15 protein-coding genes are annotated in these 17,772 nt (G+C 62.1%); 9 read left to right on the top strand and 6 right to left on the bottom strand.

Annotated elements, in window-relative coordinates; translation table 11 throughout:
• Positions 1-514 precede the first annotated feature (514 nt).
• The 3 genes from NCT03_RS34365 (at position 515) to NCT03_RS06925 (ending at position 3,169) form a co-directional block, all read left to right on the top strand.
• Complete coding sequence (locus NCT03_RS34365) at positions 515-904, top strand: plasmid mobilization protein (RefSeq protein WP_250509063.1); 390 nt, start codon at positions 515-517, stop codon at positions 902-904.
• Positions 905-1,111: 207 nt separating this feature from the next.
• Positions 1,112-1,792, top strand: a complete 681-nt coding sequence (locus NCT03_RS06930) for a PspA/IM30 family protein (protein ID WP_244825282.1) — start codon at positions 1,112-1,114, stop codon at positions 1,790-1,792.
• A gap of 144 nt (positions 1,793-1,936) precedes the next feature.
• The gene (locus NCT03_RS06925; protein WP_250492329.1) at positions 1,937-3,169 is read left to right on the top strand and encodes a tetratricopeptide repeat protein; all 1,233 of its coding nucleotides are present in this window, start codon (positions 1,937-1,939) and stop codon (positions 3,167-3,169) included.
• A 507-nt stretch (positions 3,170-3,676) separates the two neighbouring features.
• Here the strand turns inward: NCT03_RS06925 and glgX are convergent.
• Positions 3,677-5,887 (bottom strand): glycogen debranching protein GlgX, encoded by a 2,211-nt coding sequence (glgX, locus tag NCT03_RS06920; RefSeq protein ID WP_250492328.1) that lies wholly within the window; start codon positions 5,885-5,887, stop codon positions 3,677-3,679.
• A 221-nt stretch (positions 5,888-6,108) separates the two neighbouring features.
• Between glgX and NCT03_RS06915 the strand changes: the two genes are divergently transcribed.
• The 4 genes from NCT03_RS06915 to NCT03_RS06900 all read left to right on the top strand — a co-directional run bounded on the left by NCT03_RS06915 (position 6,109) and on the right by NCT03_RS06900 (position 9,307).
• On the top strand, positions 6,109-7,497 hold the full coding sequence (locus tag NCT03_RS06915) for a DUF2252 domain-containing protein (RefSeq protein WP_244825285.1): 1,389 nt from the start codon (positions 6,109-6,111) through the stop codon (positions 7,495-7,497).
• 172 nt (positions 7,498-7,669) lie between these two features.
• Positions 7,670-8,113 (top strand): large conductance mechanosensitive channel protein MscL, encoded by a 444-nt coding sequence (mscL, locus tag NCT03_RS06910; RefSeq protein ID WP_244825286.1) that lies wholly within the window; start codon positions 7,670-7,672, stop codon positions 8,111-8,113.
• Positions 8,114-8,431: 318 nt separating this feature from the next.
• Positions 8,432-8,923 (top strand): hypothetical protein, encoded by a 492-nt coding sequence (locus NCT03_RS06905; RefSeq protein WP_250492327.1) that lies wholly within the window; start codon positions 8,432-8,434, stop codon positions 8,921-8,923.
• A gap of 174 nt (positions 8,924-9,097) precedes the next feature.
• Positions 9,098-9,307: a dodecin gene (locus NCT03_RS06900; protein WP_244825288.1), complete on the top strand. Its 210-nt coding sequence runs from the start codon at positions 9,098-9,100 to the stop codon at positions 9,305-9,307.
• A gap of 73 nt (positions 9,308-9,380) precedes the next feature.
• Here NCT03_RS06900 and NCT03_RS06895 read toward each other — a convergent pair whose 3' ends face one another.
• From NCT03_RS06895 to NCT03_RS06880, 4 genes are all read right to left on the bottom strand, one after another.
• Positions 9,381-10,466 (bottom strand): BMP family ABC transporter substrate-binding protein, encoded by a 1,086-nt coding sequence (locus NCT03_RS06895; RefSeq protein ID WP_244825289.1) that lies wholly within the window; start codon positions 10,464-10,466, stop codon positions 9,381-9,383.
• 156 nt (positions 10,467-10,622) lie between these two features.
• Complete coding sequence (locus NCT03_RS06890; RefSeq protein WP_244825290.1) at positions 10,623-11,552, bottom strand: ABC transporter permease; 930 nt, start codon at positions 11,550-11,552, stop codon at positions 10,623-10,625.
• Between the two features lie 13 nt (positions 11,553-11,565).
• Positions 11,566-12,672, bottom strand: coding sequence for an ABC transporter permease (locus NCT03_RS06885; RefSeq protein WP_244825291.1), 1,107 nt, complete (start codon positions 12,670-12,672; stop codon positions 11,566-11,568).
• Between the two features lie 2 nt (positions 12,673-12,674).
• On the bottom strand, positions 12,675-14,246 hold the full coding sequence (locus NCT03_RS06880; RefSeq protein WP_250492326.1) for an ABC transporter ATP-binding protein: 1,572 nt from the start codon (positions 14,244-14,246) through the stop codon (positions 12,675-12,677).
• A gap of 280 nt (positions 14,247-14,526) precedes the next feature.
• Here NCT03_RS06880 and NCT03_RS06875 point away from each other — a divergent pair, with 280 nt between their 5' ends.
• The gene (locus tag NCT03_RS06875; RefSeq protein ID WP_244825293.1) at positions 14,527-15,459 is read left to right on the top strand and encodes a LysR substrate-binding domain-containing protein; all 933 of its coding nucleotides are present in this window, start codon (positions 14,527-14,529) and stop codon (positions 15,457-15,459) included.
• Between the two features lie 69 nt (positions 15,460-15,528).
• Here the strand turns inward: NCT03_RS06875 and NCT03_RS06870 are convergent, their stop codons facing one another.
• Positions 15,529-16,896 carry an 8-oxoguanine deaminase gene (locus tag NCT03_RS06870; RefSeq protein WP_250492325.1) on the bottom strand — a complete coding sequence of 456 codons (1,368 nt, stop codon included), beginning with the start codon at positions 16,894-16,896 and terminating at the stop codon, positions 15,529-15,531.
• A 485-nt stretch (positions 16,897-17,381) separates the two neighbouring features.
• Here NCT03_RS06870 and uraH point away from each other — a divergent pair, with 485 nt between their 5' ends.
• The gene (uraH, locus tag NCT03_RS06865) at positions 17,382-17,735 is read left to right on the top strand and encodes a hydroxyisourate hydrolase (RefSeq protein ID WP_244825295.1); all 354 of its coding nucleotides are present in this window, start codon (positions 17,382-17,384) and stop codon (positions 17,733-17,735) included.
• The last annotated feature ends 37 nt before the right edge of the window (positions 17,736-17,772 follow it).

Genomic DNA, 17,772 nt, shown 5'->3' with positions numbered 1-17,772 from the left:
GCTCTGTGGCGCCTTGGGTATGTCAGCGCCTGAGCACTTTCAGAAAGACGGGACCAAGCGAATGGGCAGGCCGGCTTCGACCGTATGGGACGGGTAACCGTGAATAACAGCGCATTTTAAAGAATTCGCAGGCGACGCTACAAAACCCGTCGCGATTTTTTGTAAGTAATTGCCGATGTGGCGCCCGAAACCCGGTCTTCGGCGGAAAGGGTCGGGGTTGCACCGGGGTTATCCACCGAAAGTGTTGAGAGCCTTGTGGACAACCGTATGAGAAAATAGCCAAGTGGTTGATCGCAGAGCAGTTTTGCGAAATGCCCGAGGATCGTCGCCATGCGATCGCGGCCGCACGCGCGAGCCCGCGAAACCGATATGATTGGTTTTAAGCCACTTCCAGTGGCGCCAGAAGTTGCGGTAAAGAAGTCGTGCCGTTTGATGATAGGGAACGCGGTTCAAGCGCTCACTCGTGCGTACGCGCTTACGCGCTTACAACCGCCCTACTGTTTGCGAGCTGCTCATGACGACCAAGCCTACCGAACGCATCGTTGTTTTCGTGACCCCGGCGCAGAAACTCGCCATCAGCAACACGGCGGATCAGCTCGGCATCAGCGTGAGCGAGCTGATGCGGCGTGCAGTGCTCAACTTCAACGCGACGAGCGAGCAGATCAAGGCAGCGGGTATCGTCGATCGCCTGCGCGCGCCCAAGGCGCCCGATCCACTGACCGTGGCCTTGCGCAGCGTCGCCGCCAAGGCCGCGGCCCGCGAGGCGCGGGAAGCAGCGGCAAGCGCCACCAAGCGCGCGGCCGCGAAGCCTGCGCACCTTCCTGTGCCCGACGAATCCGCAAGTCCCGACGAACCTCTGGACGACGATGCCTCTCTAACCGACGACGGCCGCGCGGACAACTGAAGCACGCGCTGTATTCCGCTTCGTTCGTTTGCACGACGTTACACTCCTTCACCTTGCTTAAGCCCCGATTAAGGCGCGGCATGCTCTAATAAGCGGGGTAAACCCGGTCGTCATCGGCTGGTCAACGACGCTTGCAATCCTGCGCCATGCGCCTCACATTCGAGCCGCGCGGGCTTGCATGCCGCGGTCTTCATCAAGGAGAAATACATGTCGCTTCTGGATTCCATCACGCGCACGGTCAAAGGTCTGCTCAACGACGCAGCCGACACCATGCAGGACCCATCGCGCGATGCGCGGCAGATCGTGCGCGAGCTCGACGACAGCATCGCCAAGGCTGAGAACTCGCTGATCGAAATCGAGGCGCAGGTCGCCACGCAGCAGAGCAAGCGCGACGTCGCGGCCGAGAAAGCGAAGAAGTACGAAGACGGCGCGAAGCGCGCGCTGCAAACCGGCGATGAAAGCCTCGCGCGCGAAGCCCTCGCCGCGCAAGCCAATGCCGAGACGGAACGCGATGCCCTCGCCGGCGAATTGCAGACACTCGTGCCTTCGGTGGAGCATTTGAAGCAGCAGATCAACGACATGCGTCAACGTCGCAACGACTTGAACGCGCGCTCGAACATTCTGCAGGCCAAGCAGCAGATCGCCACCGCGAAAGACACGGCCGCGACCGCGCTGGGCGGCATCGGCGGCAAGAATCTGTCCGAAGACTTCCAAAAGCTCGAAGACAAGGTGCAATTGGCCAACGCGCGCTCGGACGCGCGTCTGAATTCGGCGGATCAGAAGTCGGGCAAGGCGCTCGACGACAAACTCGCGGCGCTCAATCGCGGTCCGTCCGTGGAAGACCGTCTCGAAGCGCTGAAGAAGCAGTTGAATACGCCGGCGCAGTAATATGTTCGTCAGTGCGCGGCGCGGCCCTGGCGGCTCGCGCGCGCGCCGGACGAATCAGCGGGAATCGCGCTTGCATGCAAGCATTCGCTTTCCCCGATTGCAGCTCAGAAAGGAGACGGGTGCTTATCGCGCCCGGCCTGCAACATGAAAAAGACTCTGTCGGCTCTTGCGCTCTCGCTATCCCTGGCCTTTTGCCTGTCGGTTGCGTCGCCGCTCGCCTTCGCCGTGCCAACCGCGCAGCAAGTCGAGCAGTCGATGACGCAAGGCAACTGGCAAAAGGCCGATTCGCAGTTGAGCGAAGTGCTCGACGCGCATCCGAAGAATGCTCATGCGCATTATCTCTATGCGCAGGTGCTCGATCGCGAAGGCCGCTATAGCGACGCGCTTTCGCATCTTCAACAGGCGCAGTCCATCGATCCGGCGCTTGGCTTCACGACGCCCGCGCGCTTCAACGAAACGCAGGCGCGCATTCAGGCCGATGCGAATCGCGCGAGCATCAGCCCAAACGCCGGTAACGAGACGCGCAGTTCGACCGGCGCGGTCGCGACCAATCCGTTCAATCAGGGCGCACAGGTCGCGCCGCAGAAACATGGACCGTCGATCGGCATGTGGATCGGCTTGATCGTGCTGATCGGTGCGATTGCGCTCGTGCTGCGCTGGGGAATGAAGCGCGCCCGCGTCCGTGACGATGGCCGCGCCGACGACGATCGTCGCACGCAACTCAAGCGCGCGACCGAACTGCTGAACGAAGTGCGTTCGCTCAGGCTCGACGTCCGGCTTTCCACGACGCCTGGGCATGAGGCATTGCTAAAGGAAGTGGAAGGCGCCGAGACGCAATTGCGTGAGATGGTCGAGGCGTTGTCGGATGCCAAAAACCCCGTGCCGCCGTATGCGATTCAGGATTTGGAAAATCAGGTGGCGAGTTTGAAGGCGCGCGCCGAAGGCCGCCCGGACCCGAACGCTGCCCAGGCCGCGGCGCAGGGGCAGTCGGCGTATGCGCAAGAAGCGGAGCGCTTCGGGCGCGGTCAGCAGCAGCCTTACGGGCCGCAGGGGCCTTATCCTCAACAGGGTCCGTATCCGCAGCAAGGGCAACAGCCGCCGGTCGTCATTCAGCAAGGCGGCGGTGGATTCGGCGGCGGCATGGGCGGTTTGTTGACTGGCGTGCTGCTTGGCGAAGCGCTGTCGAACGGACGAGAACGCGTAATCGAGCGTGACGTGCCGGTGGAACGTCGCAACGACAACGGCGGCGGCCTGGACTTCGGCAATGGTGGCGGCGGCGGTGGCGGTCTCGACTTCGGCAACGGCTCGAACGATTGGAGCGATGGCGGTGGCGGCGTAGACCTCGGCAGCACGGATGATAGCTGGCGCGATACGTGATTCGCGCGGTTTGAAACTGGCGTTATGAGCCCCGCTTCGTGCGGGGTTTTTTTTGGGGGCGCTCGCTTGGCTTTTCGGCCGGAACGTTCAGCATGTGGAGCGTGCGCTAGAGCTCGATATTTCGAGCATTAGCAGCTATGGAGACCGACCCAGTCCGGCACATCGACCAGTGTTGCTGCCATAAGCCCGCGCAAAAGCTCAATACATCAGGGACGCAAAAGGCTCACCCCCCGCCACCCAAAAACCGCAACAACGCCCACAAGAACTTGAAGAACCCAACCACGAATTCCCAAATGCGTTCGAGCTGATCCCAAGTTGCAACGCGCATCAACGCTTGCAGCATCATGCGCCAGGCGTCGCGCGAAGTCTTTCATGCAACTGCACAGGGAAAAAGAAGCGAAATGGCATGGTTAAAAAAAGAGGCGGCTCTCCGCCGCCTCGTCGTCATCGAGGGAACTGCATGATAACCGCTTGCGTCCGGTCACTACGCAAGGGTCATCTCATTCCTCACGCGGCCGGCTTGTCTTCCGGCGCATCGGGCGGCACGTCATCCGTCAGCGCTTCTTCCAGTCGCTTGAAGATTCGCCGCGTCGCGCCGCGCGCATGCAAGGCCAACAGCAGCAGCGAACGCCCCGTCACCTGATACACGTTGCCCGAGTCGAAATCTTCCAGTTCCTCGCGAATCGGCGCGTTCGTATCGATGAGGCAACTCCACTGATCCGAGCCCGGGATATCAGGCAGCTTGAAGTCCACGACATCGTGATATGAATTGACGATCAGCAGCAACGTCGCATCGGATGCCGGCTTGCGAATGCCCGTCGCCTGCGCGCGACCGTCGAGCACCATGCCGAAGCAGCGCATGTTCGGGTCGCCCCATTGCTCGTCCGACAGTTCCTGGCCGTCCGGACTAAGCCACTTAACGTCCGCGACTTCGAGATCCTGGCGATACTCGCCCGTCAGGAAGCGCTGACGCCGCAGCACGGGCAGCGTATGACGCAAGGTCGTCAATTTGCGGACGAACTCGGTCAGGGCGCGACCTTCGTCGTCGATATCCCAGTTCACCCAGCTGATATCGTCGTCCTGACAATACGCGTTGTTGTTACCCTCTTGCGTGCGGCCGAATTCGTCGCCGGCCAGGATCATCGGCGTGCCTTGCGAGAACAGGAGCGTCGCGAGCAGATTGCGCTTCTGGCGCTCGCGCAGCGCGCGAATCTCGGGATCGTCGGTCGGACCTTCCACGCCGCAGTTCCACGACTTGTTGTCCGAATGGCCGTCCTTGTTGTCTTCGCCGTTCGCGTCGTTATGCTTGTCGTTATAGGAGACGAGATCGTTGAGCGTAAAGCCGTCGTGCGCCGTGATGAAGTTCACGCTCGCCCACGGACGGCGTCCGCGCTTGTTGAACTTGTCGCCCGACGCGGTCATGCGCGTGGCGAGTTCTGGCGCTTCGCCTTCGTCGCCCTTCCAGAAACCGCGCACGGTATCGCGATAACGATCGTTCCATTCCGCCCAGCCCGGCGGGAAACCGCCGACCTGATAGCCGCCCGGACCGCAATCCCACGGCTCCGCAATCAGCTTCACGGTCGCGAGGATAGGGTCCTGACGGCAGCTGTCGAGGAACCCGCCGCCTTCGTCGAATCCATAGGTCTCGCGTCCGAGAATGGTGGCGAGGTCGAAGCGGAAGCCATCGACGTTCATTTCCGTCACCCAGTAACGCAGGCTGTCGGTGACCATCTGCAAGACGCGCGGATGCGAAAGATTGAGCGTGTTGCCCGTGCCCGTATCGTTGATGTAGTAGCGCGGCTCGTCCGGCATCAGCCGATAGTACGACGCGTTGTCGATACCCCGGAACGACAGCGTCGGCCCGCGTTCGTTGCCTTCGGCGGTGTGGTTGTAGACCACGTCGAGGATCACTTCGAGGCCGGCTTCGTGCAGGCGGTCGACCATCTCCTTGAACTCCGCGATCGCACCCGAACCGCGCGCAAAGAAGCGCGGATCGGCAGCGAAAAAGCCGATGGTGTTGTAGCCCCAGTAGTTCGTGAGTCCCTTGTCGAGCAGGTAGCTGTCGTTGACGAACGCCTGAATCGGCATCAGTTCGACGGACGTTACGCCCAGACTCTTGATGTAATCGACGATTTCCTTCTGGCCGAGCCCTTCGAACGTGCCGCGCATATGCTCGGGAATCGCCGGATGGCGTTTCGTGAAGCCGCGCACGTGGGTCTCGTAGAAGATCGTGTGTTCCCAAGGCACGCGGCCACGTGTCGGGTGCGTCCACGAGAACGTCTGATCGACGACCTGGCACTTCTGCATGAAGGGCGCGCTGTCGCGTTCGTCGAAGGTGAGATCGTCGCCTTCCGCGTTCAGCGTGTAGCCGAACACGGCGGGGTCCCACTTAAGTTCGCCAACGTGCGCCTTGGCATATGGGTCGAGCAGCAACTTGTTCGGATTGAAGCGATGTCCCGCTTCGGGCTCGTACGGTCCGTGCACGCGATAACCATAGACCGCGCCAGGCGCCAGGTCGTTGATGTAGACGTGCCAGACTTCGTCGGTATATTCGGGTAATTCGATGCGATGCGTCTCCTGCTCGCCCTTTTCGTCGAAGAGGCACAGCTCGACTTTGGTGGCGTGGGCGGAAAACAGCGCGAAGTTGACGCCTTTTCCGTCCCAGGTCGCGCCGAGCGGAAAGGGAGAGCCCTCGGCAATGCGGAGTTCGTTCGGCATGAGATGATGAGTTCGAATAGAGTGACGCGTAAAGCGTCGGGATGATGTGTCGCATTGGGCGATTCCAGCGGACATGAGTGAGCACATCGCGTGCCCACGCGCACGCAGGCTCCTCCGGCGTGATGCTTGCTTTAGCGCAAGATTAGATCGACACGCCGACCAAGTGAGTGGACGTGCCTTGTAAAAACTATCGGCGCGCAAGCGTCTGAAGGAGAATTCGCTTGCCCACGCGCCCGAACTCCTTGGCATCGACATCATCCGATACGCTTGGCACGGCCGAGGAAAGCCGCGCCAAGGGCCGCGCGCTACGCGACGCCGTGCCCTTCGAAGCCCACGCGGGCTGGCAGCCCGAAGCCAACCGGCCGAACCCTGTCGAGCGCGTGCTCGCCGTCAACGCCGGCCGTCAGGAGCGGCTCATCCCGCTGCGCATGGCGCGCATGGCCGAGTCGCCGTTCGCGTTCCTGCGCGGGTCGGCCACGGTCATGGCCTGGGATCTGGCGAAGTCGCCCTCGATCGGGCACAACGTGATCATCGACGGCGACGCGCACATCAATAACTTCGGACTCTTTCGCACGCCGCGTCAGGACGTGGTGTTCGACCTCAACGATTTCGACGAAACACTCGTCGGTCCGTGGGAGTGGGACCTGAAGCGCCTCACCGCGAGCATCAACGTGGCCGCGCGCGAAAATGGCGTCGATGCGAGCGGTCGCGAGCGCGCGGTGCGTTCGGCATGCGCGGCGTATCGCACGTCCATGGCTTCGCTCTGGCAGGTGAGCCCCTACGATCTCTGGCAAATGCGCTCATACGCAAGCGCCCTCCATATCGACGCGCCGACCAGGCTCGATGCCAGCGAAAAGGAAACCATCACTAAAACGGTCGAGCGCGCAATGAAGCGTTCGCACGCGACCATGCTCGCCAAGGTCGCCGAACCCGCTGGTAAAAGCTGGCGCTTCAAGGTCGATCCGCCGATTCTCACGCGCCTCGACGCCGCTGAGAAGAATCATGTGGTCGATGGCCTGAAGCCGTATCTGCAAACCATCGCGGGCGAATGGCGCATCATGCTGGAGCGCTACGAAGTCGCCGATGTGGCGCATCGCGTGGTGGGCGTCGGCAGTGTCGGCACACGCGCCTATCTCGTGCTCATGCTCGGCCGGGCGCTCGGCGACCCGCTGTTCATCCAGGTGAAGGAAGGCATCGTGCCGGCCGCCGCGCCCTTCGTCGCGCCGCTCGACGAGACGCAGCAGCATCAGGGGCGTCGCGTCGTGCAAGGGCAAAGGCTCATGCAGAGTTCGTCGGATGCGCTGCTTGGCTGGACCACCATCGCCGGGCGCGATTTCTACGTACGCCAGATGAAGCAGATTCGCGGCTCCATTCCGGTCGACTGGCTGCATGGCGCGACCTTCGATTTCTACGCGTGGTGTCTCGGCCTTCTGCTCGCTCGCGCGCACGCCCGCACGGGCGACGCCGCGCTGATCACGGGCTATTGCGGCACCTCCGACAAGTTCGACGCCGCCTACGCAAGCTGGGCCGAACGCTACGGCGCACAGACCGTCGCGGATCACGCGGCTTTCTGCGCGGCTATCAGCGTGGGGCACGTGAGCACGACCTGAAAGGCATGTCCCGCGCGCCGCGCGCACGTTCATCGAGCGAATTGACTATCATGCTCGTGTCTCCGGACGAAGCGCGCGCCTTATGGCGTTTCGTCTGTGGATCAATGGCATAGCCCTTGCTGCCGCTTTTAGCTCGCAAAAAACGTCTCACACCAACCGGAGGAAGCCGCGCATGAGCATGATCGACGAATTCAAGAACTTCGCCCTCAAAGGCAACGTGATGGACCTCGCCGTTGGTGTGATCATCGGCGGCGCTTTCTCGACGATAGTCAACTCCGTCGTGAAGGATCTGATCATGCCAGTGGTCGGTCTGGCCACGGGCGGGCTCGACTTCTCGAACCTTTTCATACGTCTGGGGCAGATACCGCCCAGCTATAAAGGCAATCCCGATTCGTATAAAGACTTGCAGACCGCGGGTGTCGCGGTGTTCGGCTACGGTTCGTTCATTACCGTGCTGATCAACTTCATCATCCTTGCGTTCATCATCTTTCTGATGGTCAAGTTCATCAACAACTTGCGCAAGCCCACCGAAGCGCCGCCGCCGCCCGCCGCGACGCCCGAAGACGTGTTGCTGCTGCGCGAGATCCGCGACGAACTGAAACGGCCGCGCGTCTGATTCGATCACGGCCGCAAGCCCGGTTCGTCGAGCGCGTGAGCGCATTGCATCCGGGCGCACCCACCCGTCAATTGGTGCGCCCCCCCGCTTTTTTCTTTCTTTAGGCTGTTCGACAGGGCAGCAGCGGGACTATTATTGAGATAGATGCTCAGAGGGATGCCAGCGGGCCGCCAAACGGTCATCGGCATGATTCGTGCGCCACGGGTGTGCACCGGTAGCAGAACCCGGCGTGCATTCAAGTTTGCGAATCACCGTGACCGGATCACATCGATGCGCTATAAAAGATCGACGTGCGGCACGCAAGACGGGAGTGGCCGCATGAGGACGCTGCGTTTCTTGCAAATCTTTTTCAGGCGAGTTTTTATGTCCTTCCCGAAAAAGCGTAAACGTGTGAAAGCTGATGGCGACGAGTCTTTCCTCGCCGTGGTGCGGCATTTCAAGCCGTTCGGTCAGCTCGACACGAAAATTGCACGCGCTCGCTCGCAGGACGAGCCTGTGCTCTACGCGCATGTGCTGCCAGGGCTCGATGTCCTGCTATGCAGCGTGCGCGGCGCTCAACCGCCCTATCCCGCCATCGACGAACTGCACAGGCGCTGCGTAGAGTCGATCACGAATGCGCTCGAACAGCCGCTCGACGGTCTGGAGAACGGCGGCTACTGGTACGAAGCGAACGGCTTCGGCTTCCTCGTGTTTGCGAGCCGCGCTCGCACGCAGATCTTGAGCGAATTCGGCGCGACCGTTTCGGCGCGCAGGCGGCGCGGCGCGCGTCGTCAGGATGCGGGCGACGCCGCATCGCGTCCGCTGCGCTGATTTCCGGCTGAATTCCTTCGATGTTTTCCCCCGCGCCTCGCTCTTTCGCGAGGCGCGCGTCTTTCATGCGTCGGCTGTGTGTTGGCGCACGCCTTGCTGCATCGACACCGCGAGTATTTCGCATTGCACCCGTTCGCCACGAGCGATCGCCATGCTTTTCACAAGGAGAACATCATGACGGAACACGTCTACAAGCAGATCGAACTCACCGGCTCGTCGCAGGAATCGAGCGATGACGCCGTGCGCGTCGCACTGTCGAAGGCATCGAAGACGCTGCGCAACATTCACTGGTTCGAAGTGACGGAAACGCGCGGACATGTCGAAGACGGCAAGATCCAGCACTGGCAGGTAACGATCAAGGTCGGCTTGCGTATCGAAGACTGATTGCTTCAATTAAAAACCGCGCGTCGTGGCAGCACGACGCGCGGTTTTTCGTTTCGCAGCCTGCTCGCGAGGCTTACTTCGGCAGCGAGCCGTCCACACCTTCCACGTACCAGTTGATACGCTGCATTTCCGGGTCGGTCAGCGTCTTGCCGGCCGGCACCTTTTCCGCGCCCGACTGATCCTTGATCGGACCCGTGAACACATCCCACTTGCCCGAGTGCAGATCGTCACGCTTCGCCGACACGGCTTGCATGGCCTTCGGCGGAATCGCGCTGCTGTTCAGGTCCTCGAGGTCCACGGCCTTCTGCGGCATGCCGAGCCACACCGGGTCGTTCTTCCACTTGCCATCGAGCACTTGCTGAATGACCGCGTTGTAGTACACGCCCCAGTGCGCGACCACCGAACCCAGATGCGCGTTCGGTCCGAACTTCTTCATGTTCGAATCCCAGCCGAAGGCGAACACGTGCTTCTCGTTCGCGGTGTTGAGCGTGGCGTTCGAGTCGGTGTTCTGCAAGAGCACGTCCGCGCCCTGACCGATCAGCGTTTCGGCAGCCTGCTTTTCCTTGCCCGGATCGAACCAGCTGTTGATCCAGATGACCTTCGTGTGGACCTTCGGATTCACCGAACGCGCGCCCATCGTGAACGCGTTGATGTTGCGGACCACTTCGGGAATCGGCACCGATGCCACGAAGCCCAACGTATTGCTCTTCGTCACATAACCGGCGGCGACGCCTGCCAAGTACGCGCCTTGATACATCCGCACGTCATACGTGCCAAAGTTTTTGGCCTTCTTGAAGCCGGTGGCCGTGAGGAAAATCGTGTCCGGGAAATCCTTCGCCACCTTCAACTGGAAGTCCTGATAGCCGAAGCTCGTGCCGAAGATGACCTTGTTGCCCTTGTTTGCCAGATCGCGGAACACGCGCTCCGAGTCGGCGGATTCCGGCACGTTTTCCACGCGCGTGATCTTGATCTTGTCGCCGAACTTCGCTTCGGCTTCCTTGCTGCCCGCGTCGTGCGCGAAGGTCCAGCCTGCATCGCCCGGATTGCCGAGATAGACGAACGCGACGCCCGGTGCATCCGCCGCTTGCGCGCTCGCCGTCGCGAGCGTGGCGGACAAAGCGACGGTTGCCGCGATTGCCTTCAGCCATGGTTTATTCATTGTGTTTCTCCTGGTCGATGTTGTTTGATGAGCCACGAAATGGAAAACGACGTGCGCCAGTTTCGTCGGAAAAAAATCGCAACGGAACCGTCTGACGGCGCGCGTGCTGCCTCCCTGCAACAGCGGAGAACCGCGCGCGCGTTGCCAAATCGACGTTCAGCTTGCCGCGAAGAACGGCTTGCCAAGCGATGCGGGCGCGTTCAGCTTGATGGTGTTCGGATTGCGCGAGATCAGCACCAGCACGACGATGGTCGCGATATACGGCAGCATCGCGAGAAACTGCGTCGGCACCGGCACGCCGATGGCCTGCGCGTAAAACTGCAAGGCCATCACGGCGCCGAACAAGAGCGCGCCGATCAAAAGACGCCCTGGCCGCCACGTGGCGAACACGACGAGCGCGAGCGCAATCCAGCCGCGTCCGGACGTGAGCTGCTCCTGCCAGACGTGCAAATAGACGATGGAGTAATAGCCGCCCGCGATACCGGCCATCGCGCCGCCGAAGAGCGTTGCGCCGTAGCGCACGCCGACCACGGGAAAGCCCACCGAGTGCGCGACCGAAGGCGATTCGCCGACCGAGCGCAGCACGAGCCCCGCACGCGTCTTGTAAAGAAACCAGCCGATCACGCCAAACATGATGAACGCAAGATAGCCGAGCGGCGTAAGCGAGAAGATAGCCGGGCCGAGCACGGGAATGCTGGCAAGACCCGGAATCGGCATCACGTCGATGCTCGCGCGCACTGCCGCCGACGTGTACGGCTTGCCTACGTAGGCCGAAAAGCCGATGCCGAAGATCGTCAGCGAAAGGCCGGTGGCGACTTGATTCGCAAGCATGGTGATGGTGAGAAAGCCGAACAGCAGCGCCATCGCGATGCCCGCGAAAATCGACGCGACGATGCCGAGCCACGGATTACCCGTGATCGATGTCACCGCGTAGCCGGTGACGGCGCCCATCAGCATCATTCCCTCGACGCCGAGATTGAGCACGCCGGACTTTTCCGCGACGAGTTCGCCCGCGCCCGCGAACATCAGCGGAATGGCCGCGACGACCGCGCTCGAGGCGAGATTGCTGGCTTGATTGATATCCATGTCGTAGGTCTCGTCAGGAAGCGTGATGCGCGATCGCGCGGCGCCGGATGCGGTAATTGACGAACAGGTCGCAACCGAGGAGGCAAAAGAGCAGCAAGCCCTGGAAGACGCCCGCAAGCGCCTGCGGCAGTTGCAGCGAGGTCTGCACCGCTTCGCCGCCGAGGTAGAGCAGCGCCATCAGGAGACTTGCGAGCACGATGCCCACCGGATGCAGCCGTCCCACGAACACGACGATGATCGCCGTGAAGCCGTATCCCGGCGACCAGCCCGCCTGCAATTGCCCGATAGGCCCGGCCACTTCGCCCATGCCCGCGAGCCCGGCGAGGCCGCCCGAGAGCAGGAGCGAGGTCCAGATGGTCTTCTTGTCCGAGAAACCGGCGTAGCGCGCGGCGAGCGGCGCAAGACCGCCCACGTTCATGCGAAAGCCCGCGAAACTCTTGCGCATGAAAACCCACACGAGCGGCACCGCGATGGCCGTGAGAAACACCGACGCGTTGATACGCGTGCCCTTGAGCCACGTCCAGTGCCAGTCGCCGTAGAGACGCGGGAAGAGCGCGTCGTCGCCGAACATCGCCGAGATGGGGAAGTTCATGCCTTCGGGGTCGCGCCACGGGCCGCTCACGAGATAGATCAGCAACTGCGTGGCGACGTAGGTGAGCATGAGGCTCGTCAGAATCTCGTTGGTGTTGAAGCGGCTCTTGAGCAGCGCGGGAATCGCCGCCCAGAGCATGCCGCCCACGACGCCGCCGAGCATCATCAAGGGCAGCGTCCACCAGCCGGAGGTATCGCCGACATGGATGGCGATGCCGCCCGCGACGATGCCGCCGAGAAGCATCTGCCCTTCCGCGCCGATATTCCACACGTTCGCGCGATAACCGACCGCAAGCCCGAGCCCGATCAGGCACAAGGGCGACGCCTTCAGCACGAGCTCCGACCAGCCGTTCACGTTCGAGAGCGGTTCGACGAAGAACGCGTGCATCGCGCGCAGCGGGTCCTGCCCGACGAGACTGAAAATCAGGAAGCCGATGACGAGCGTCGCCACCGCGGCGACCACGGGCACGGCGAGCTGCATGGCGCGCGACGGTGTCGGGCGCGCTTCGAGTCGATAAGGGAAGATCATCTTTACTTGCTCAATGAGTCGAGTTCGGCTGCGGGCGCGCGCTTTCCGTCGAAGAGTCCGGCCATGAACAGGCCGACTTCCTCCGCGTTGGTTTCGCGCGTCTTGCGCACCGGCGACAGTTTGCCGCGCGCGATCACGGCGAGCCGGTCGCAGATGTCGAACAGTTCTTCGAGTTCCTCGGAGATCACGAGAATGGCGACGCCGCGCGCCGCGAGATCGAGCAACTGCTGGCGGATGAAGCCCGCCGCGCCGACATCGACGCCCCAGGTCGGCTGGGCGACGACGAGCACCTTCGGCTCCTGAAGAATCTCGCGGCCGACGATGAACTTCTGCAAATTGCCGCCCGACAGACTTTGCGCGAACGCGCCGCTGCCGCCGCAACGCACGTCGAAGGCCTTGATGCAGCGATCGGCAAAGCTCTTGACCGCGCGCGAGTTGACCCAGCCGCCGCGCACCATGCTCTGCCGATGCGCGGTGAGCAAGCCATTCTCGGCAAGCGACATGGCCGGAACCGCGCCGCGCCCGAGCCGCTCTTCCGGCACGAACGCAAAGCCCAGACGCCGCCGCGCGCCCGCGGACAGCCGCGCGGCTGGCGTGCCGCAGATCGACACGGCGTCCGTTGCGACATGGGAATCGCGAATCTCGCCCGAGAGCGACGCGAGCAATTCCGCCTGACCGTTCCCCGACACGCCCGCGATCCCGAAAATCTCGCCCGCCTGCACGGCAAAGGAGACGTTTTCGAGCGACGTGCCGAACGGATCGGGACTTGCCACCGAGAGGTTCTTCACCGCGAGCCGCACATCGCCCGGCGTGTGTTGGCGACGCTGATAATCCGGCAGCGAATGGCCGACCATCAATTGCGCGAGCGAGGCATCCGTTTCGTTGCGCGGATCGACATTGCCGGTCACGCGGCCGCCGCGCATCACGGTGGCGTTCTCGCAGAGCGCGCGAATTTCGTCGAGCTTGTGACTGATGTAGAGAATGCTGCACCCTTCCGCCGCGAGCCGTCGCAACACGGTGAAGAGCTTCTTGACCGCTTGCGGCGTCAGCACCGAAGTCGGCTCGTCCATGATGAGCAAGCGCGGGGTCTGCAGAAGACAGCGCACGATCTCCACGCGCTGACGTTCGCCGACGGTGAGACTGTGAACGTGACGTTGCGGATCGACATCGAGCCCGTAGTCCGCCGACACATCGCGAATACGCTTGGACAGCGCTTTCATGTCGAACTTGTCGTCGAGCGCGAGCGCGATGTTCTCGCCAACGGTCAACGTCTCGAACAGCGAGAAGTGCTGGAACACCATGCCGATGCCGAGCTTGCGCGCCGCCGCCGGACTGCCGATTTCGACGACTTCGCCCTGCCAGCGAATCTCGCCTTCATCCGGACGCACCGCGCCATAGATGATTTTCATCAGCGTGGACTTGCCCGCGCCGTTCTCGCCGAGCACCGCGTGAATCTCGCCTGGCTTCACGATGAGGTTCACGCCGTCGTTGGCCTTGACGGACGGGTACTGCTTGCTGATGCCGGATAGCGCCAGGCGCGGTGGCGTATCCGTAGGGGTGATGGCGTTGCCCATGAGTTCACGGAGTGCGCCCGGCCACCGGCAGGCCGAGCTGGAAGAAAAGGACCGCAGACGGGTCTTGTGACACAAAGGTGTCGCATCAAACCATACCGCGGGCAGAATTTACAGAATTCGCGACACGAAGTCGATCTCTCAAAATTCGATGCAATGCGCCGCTCTCCCAGTCTTTGCGGGTAAGCCACACCTTGACGTAATCTCTCCGTCATATTAAAAATGATATGCAACACCCTACGAACGATCAGCCAGAACATATACTGGCTATAGCGGAGATAACATGAGTCAGCAGCGCGAGGCGATCGATACATACTTATTGCGCGTCTTGCACACTTTGCTGATGGAACGCAGCGTCACCCGTGCGGCCGTCAAGCTTAATCAGTCGCAACCTGCCATCAGCGCGGCGCTCAGGCGTCTGCGCGACATCACCGGAGATCCGCTGCTCGTGCGCGGCAAGTCCGGGATGGTGCCCACCGAATACGGTCTACGCTTGCTCGAACCCACGCAGAATGCCTTGCGCGAGATCGAGCGAATCAAGGTGCAGCAGCATAATTTCGACCCTTCCACGTCGGTACGGTGTTATCGCATTGGCTGTCCCGACTATCTGAACGTTCTGTTCGTGCCGACGGTTGTCGAGCGCTTCCGGCAGGCCGCGCCCAATGCAACGCTCGAATTCCATTCGCTCGGACCCGCGTTCGATTACGAACTCGCGCTGGAAGACGGCAAGCTCGATATCGTCGTCGGCAACTGGCCCGAACCGCCGGAGCAACTGCATCTGTCGAATCTGTTCGTCGACAAGATCGTGTGTCTCGTCAGCAATCAACATCCGTTCGCCAAGCGCGGCGGTCTCACGCTCGATCAATATCTCAACGCGCCGCATCTTGCGCCCACGCCTTATTCGGTCGGACAGCGCGGGGCGATCGACGTGCATCTGGCGCGCGAGCGGCTCAAGCGTCATGTCGTGGTCACGCTGCCTTACTTCAATCTCGCGCCTTATGTGCTGATCAAGTCGGATCTCGTCTTCACGACTACCCGCCTTTTCGCCGATCATTACGCGAGGTTCCTGCCGCTTGCCGTCGTTCCGGCGCCGCTCGACTTTCCGCCCATGCAGTACTACCAGTTGTGGCACGAGCGCTGTCATTACTCCGATGAGGTTCGGTGGCTGCGCGGTCTCGTCGCGGAAGCAACGCGCTCGCTTATCGATCAGCCTTGAAAGCGGTTCTTGCGGCTCGGAACGCGCCATCCCGGCGCGTTCCGAGCCGCCTTCCCGCGTTTCTAACGCCTACCCGTGACTCGCCAGTTCACCCGCGAGCCGGTTATGCCGCTCTACCACCGCGCCCAGATCCAGCGTCGTCAGGCGCCCTTCCTTCACTACGATTTTCCCATCGATCACGCTCGTCGATACCTGCGACGGCGCGCAGAACACGAGCGCCGCCACCGGATCGTGCAGCGCGCCCGCGAACGCCGGCTGCGACAGGTCGAACGATACGAAATCGGCCGCCATGCCCGGCGCCAGCGCGCCGATGTCGTCGCGATTGAGCACCTTCGCGCCGCCGAGCGTCGCGATTTCCAGTGCTTCGCGCGCGGTCATCGCGTCAGGGCCGAAGCCGACGCGTTGCAGCAGCAACGCCTGCCGCACTTCGCCGACCATCTGCGCGCCATCGTTCGATGCCGAGCCATCCACGCCCAAACCCACGGGCACGCCCGCGTCACGCATCGCGCGAATCGGCGCAATGCCCGACGCGAGACGCATGTTCGAGCATGGACAGTGCGCGACGCCCGTTCCCGTGCGCGCAAAGAGCTCGATGCCCGGCTTGTCAAGCTGAACGCAGTGCGCATGCCATACGTCGTGACCGACCCAGCCCAGGTCTTCCGCGTATTCGGCGGGCGTCATGCCGAACTTCTCGCGGCTGTACGCCACGTCGTTCACGTTCTCCGCGAGATGCGTGTGCAACGACACGCCGTATTCGCGCGCGAGCAGCGCCGAATCGCGCATCAACTCGCGGCTCACCGAAAACGGCGAGCAAGGCGCGACGACCACCCGCAGCATCGCGTAGCGGCCTTCATCGTGATACGTCTCGATCAGGCGCTGCGAGTCCTTCAGAATGGCATCTTCCTTTTCGACGACCGAATCCGGCGGCAAACCGCCGTCTTTCTGACCGACGCTCATGCTGCCGCGCGCCGCATGAAAACGCATGCCGATTTCGCGCGCCGCCTCGATGCTGTCGTCGAGCCGGCTGCCATTCGGATAGATATACAGATGATCGCTCGATGTGGTGCAACCCGAGAGCATGAGTTCGGCCATCGCGGTCTGCGTCGACACGCCGATCATCTCGGGCGTGAGATGCGCCCAGATCTTGTACAGATTCGTGAGCCAGCCGAACAGCTCGGCGTTCTGCGCGGCGGGAATGACGCGCGTCAGGCTCTGATACATGTGGTGATGCGTATTGACGAGGCCGGGAATCACGAGATGACCGCGCATGTCGAGCACGTCGTCGGCGGTTTGCGGCAATTCGCTCGTCGGGCCAACCGCGACGATGCGATTGCCTTCGATATACAAACCGCCATCGGCGATCTCGCGGCGCGTCTCGTCCATCGTGACGAGCATTCGCGCGTTCTTCACCAGCAGACTGCGGGTTTTCGCTTGCATCTGTTTGCCTCCGAAGTTGGAATCGAAAAAGTAACTGGACCGTGTGTAAAGCCCCGGTTACCCAGCTTCGACGCCGTCTTCGGGACGCGGCATGATAAGCGCGCATCGCCACTTTCCGCAGCCAAAAATATCGCGGCAATGGCACAGCCGGCATAGTCGTCTTCAGGCCCGCAATATATTCGCGAATTTTGGCGCGGTTAGCATCGCCCGATAGCCGTGTGGAAGCGCGGCGCGGGCGTCTCGGAAGAAGAACCAAGCTTACGCGCCGCTGTCATGCGCCGGGCATTATCTTTCCTATCGGGGCCGCACAGCGCGTCTCAAATTTCTACAATGCTGATCACGGCGCGCATCTGAAACGCCGACGGGTATGTAGCCACTGACGTGGAGCCTCGATCCGCCGCCGCCGCACCTCGGACTGAGTCCACGGTGCGGGTTTTTCGGATCGATGCGCGAGCCGGTCATCGCACAACTCAAGGAACATGCGAATGGGCAAGCTCACTACCCACGTCCTCGACACCGCGCACGGACGTCCCGGCGCGAACATCAAAGTCGAGCTCTTCGCGCTCACGAACGACACGCGGCGCGCCATCAAAACCACCCTCACCAACGACGACGGCCGCTGCGACGCCCCGCTGCTCGAAGGCGCCGAACTCGTCACGGGCGAATACGAACTCGTCTTTCACGCTGGCGATTACTTCGCCGCGTTCGGCGTCACGGTGCCCGAACCGCGCTTCGTCGATCGCGTGGTGCTGCGCTTCGGTATCGCGGATGCAGACTCGCACTATCACGTGCCGCTGCTCGTCTCGCCGTGGGCCTACAGCACGTATCGCGGAAGCTGAGCGCGAAGCCCAGCCCCAAGCGAGCGTTGAACAGAAC

The organism is Caballeronia sp. GAWG1-1, assembly GCF_023631465.1.
Lineage (GTDB): Bacteria > Pseudomonadota > Gammaproteobacteria > Burkholderiales > Burkholderiaceae > Caballeronia.
This window is presented reverse-complemented; position numbering and strand designations above follow the sequence as displayed.

Coding starts and splice junctions, on each gene's coding strand:
- NCT03_RS06905 (WP_250492327.1), top strand. CDS start 8,432: ATGAGGACGCTGCGTTTCTTGCAAATCTTTTTCAGGCGAGTTTTTATG.
- mscL (WP_244825286.1), top strand. CDS start 7,670: ATGAGCATGATCGACGAATTCAAGAACTTCGCCCTCAAAGGCAACGTG.
- NCT03_RS34365 (WP_250509063.1), top strand. CDS start 515: ATGACGACCAAGCCTACCGAACGCATCGTTGTTTTCGTGACCCCGGCG.
- NCT03_RS06895 (WP_244825289.1), bottom strand. CDS start 10,466: ATGAATAAACCATGGCTGAAGGCAATCGCGGCAACCGTCGCTTTGTCC.
- NCT03_RS06880 (WP_250492326.1), bottom strand. CDS start 14,246: ATGGGCAACGCCATCACCCCTACGGATACGCCACCGCGCCTGGCGCTA.
- NCT03_RS06875 (WP_244825293.1), top strand. CDS start 14,527: ATGAGTCAGCAGCGCGAGGCGATCGATACATACTTATTGCGCGTCTTG.
- NCT03_RS06870 (WP_250492325.1), bottom strand. CDS start 16,896: ATGCAAGCGAAAACCCGCAGTCTGCTGGTGAAGAACGCGCGAATGCTC.
- NCT03_RS06930 (WP_244825282.1), top strand. CDS start 1,112: ATGTCGCTTCTGGATTCCATCACGCGCACGGTCAAAGGTCTGCTCAAC.
- NCT03_RS06885 (WP_244825291.1), bottom strand. CDS start 12,672: ATGATCTTCCCTTATCGACTCGAAGCGCGCCCGACACCGTCGCGCGCC.
- NCT03_RS06890 (WP_244825290.1), bottom strand. CDS start 11,552: ATGGATATCAATCAAGCCAGCAATCTCGCCTCGAGCGCGGTCGTCGCG.
- NCT03_RS06900 (WP_244825288.1), top strand. CDS start 9,098: ATGACGGAACACGTCTACAAGCAGATCGAACTCACCGGCTCGTCGCAG.
- glgX (WP_250492328.1), bottom strand. CDS start 5,887: ATGCCGAACGAACTCCGCATTGCCGAGGGCTCTCCCTTTCCGCTCGGC.
- uraH (WP_244825295.1), top strand. CDS start 17,382: ATGGGCAAGCTCACTACCCACGTCCTCGACACCGCGCACGGACGTCCC.
- NCT03_RS06925 (WP_250492329.1), top strand. CDS start 1,937: ATGAAAAAGACTCTGTCGGCTCTTGCGCTCTCGCTATCCCTGGCCTTT.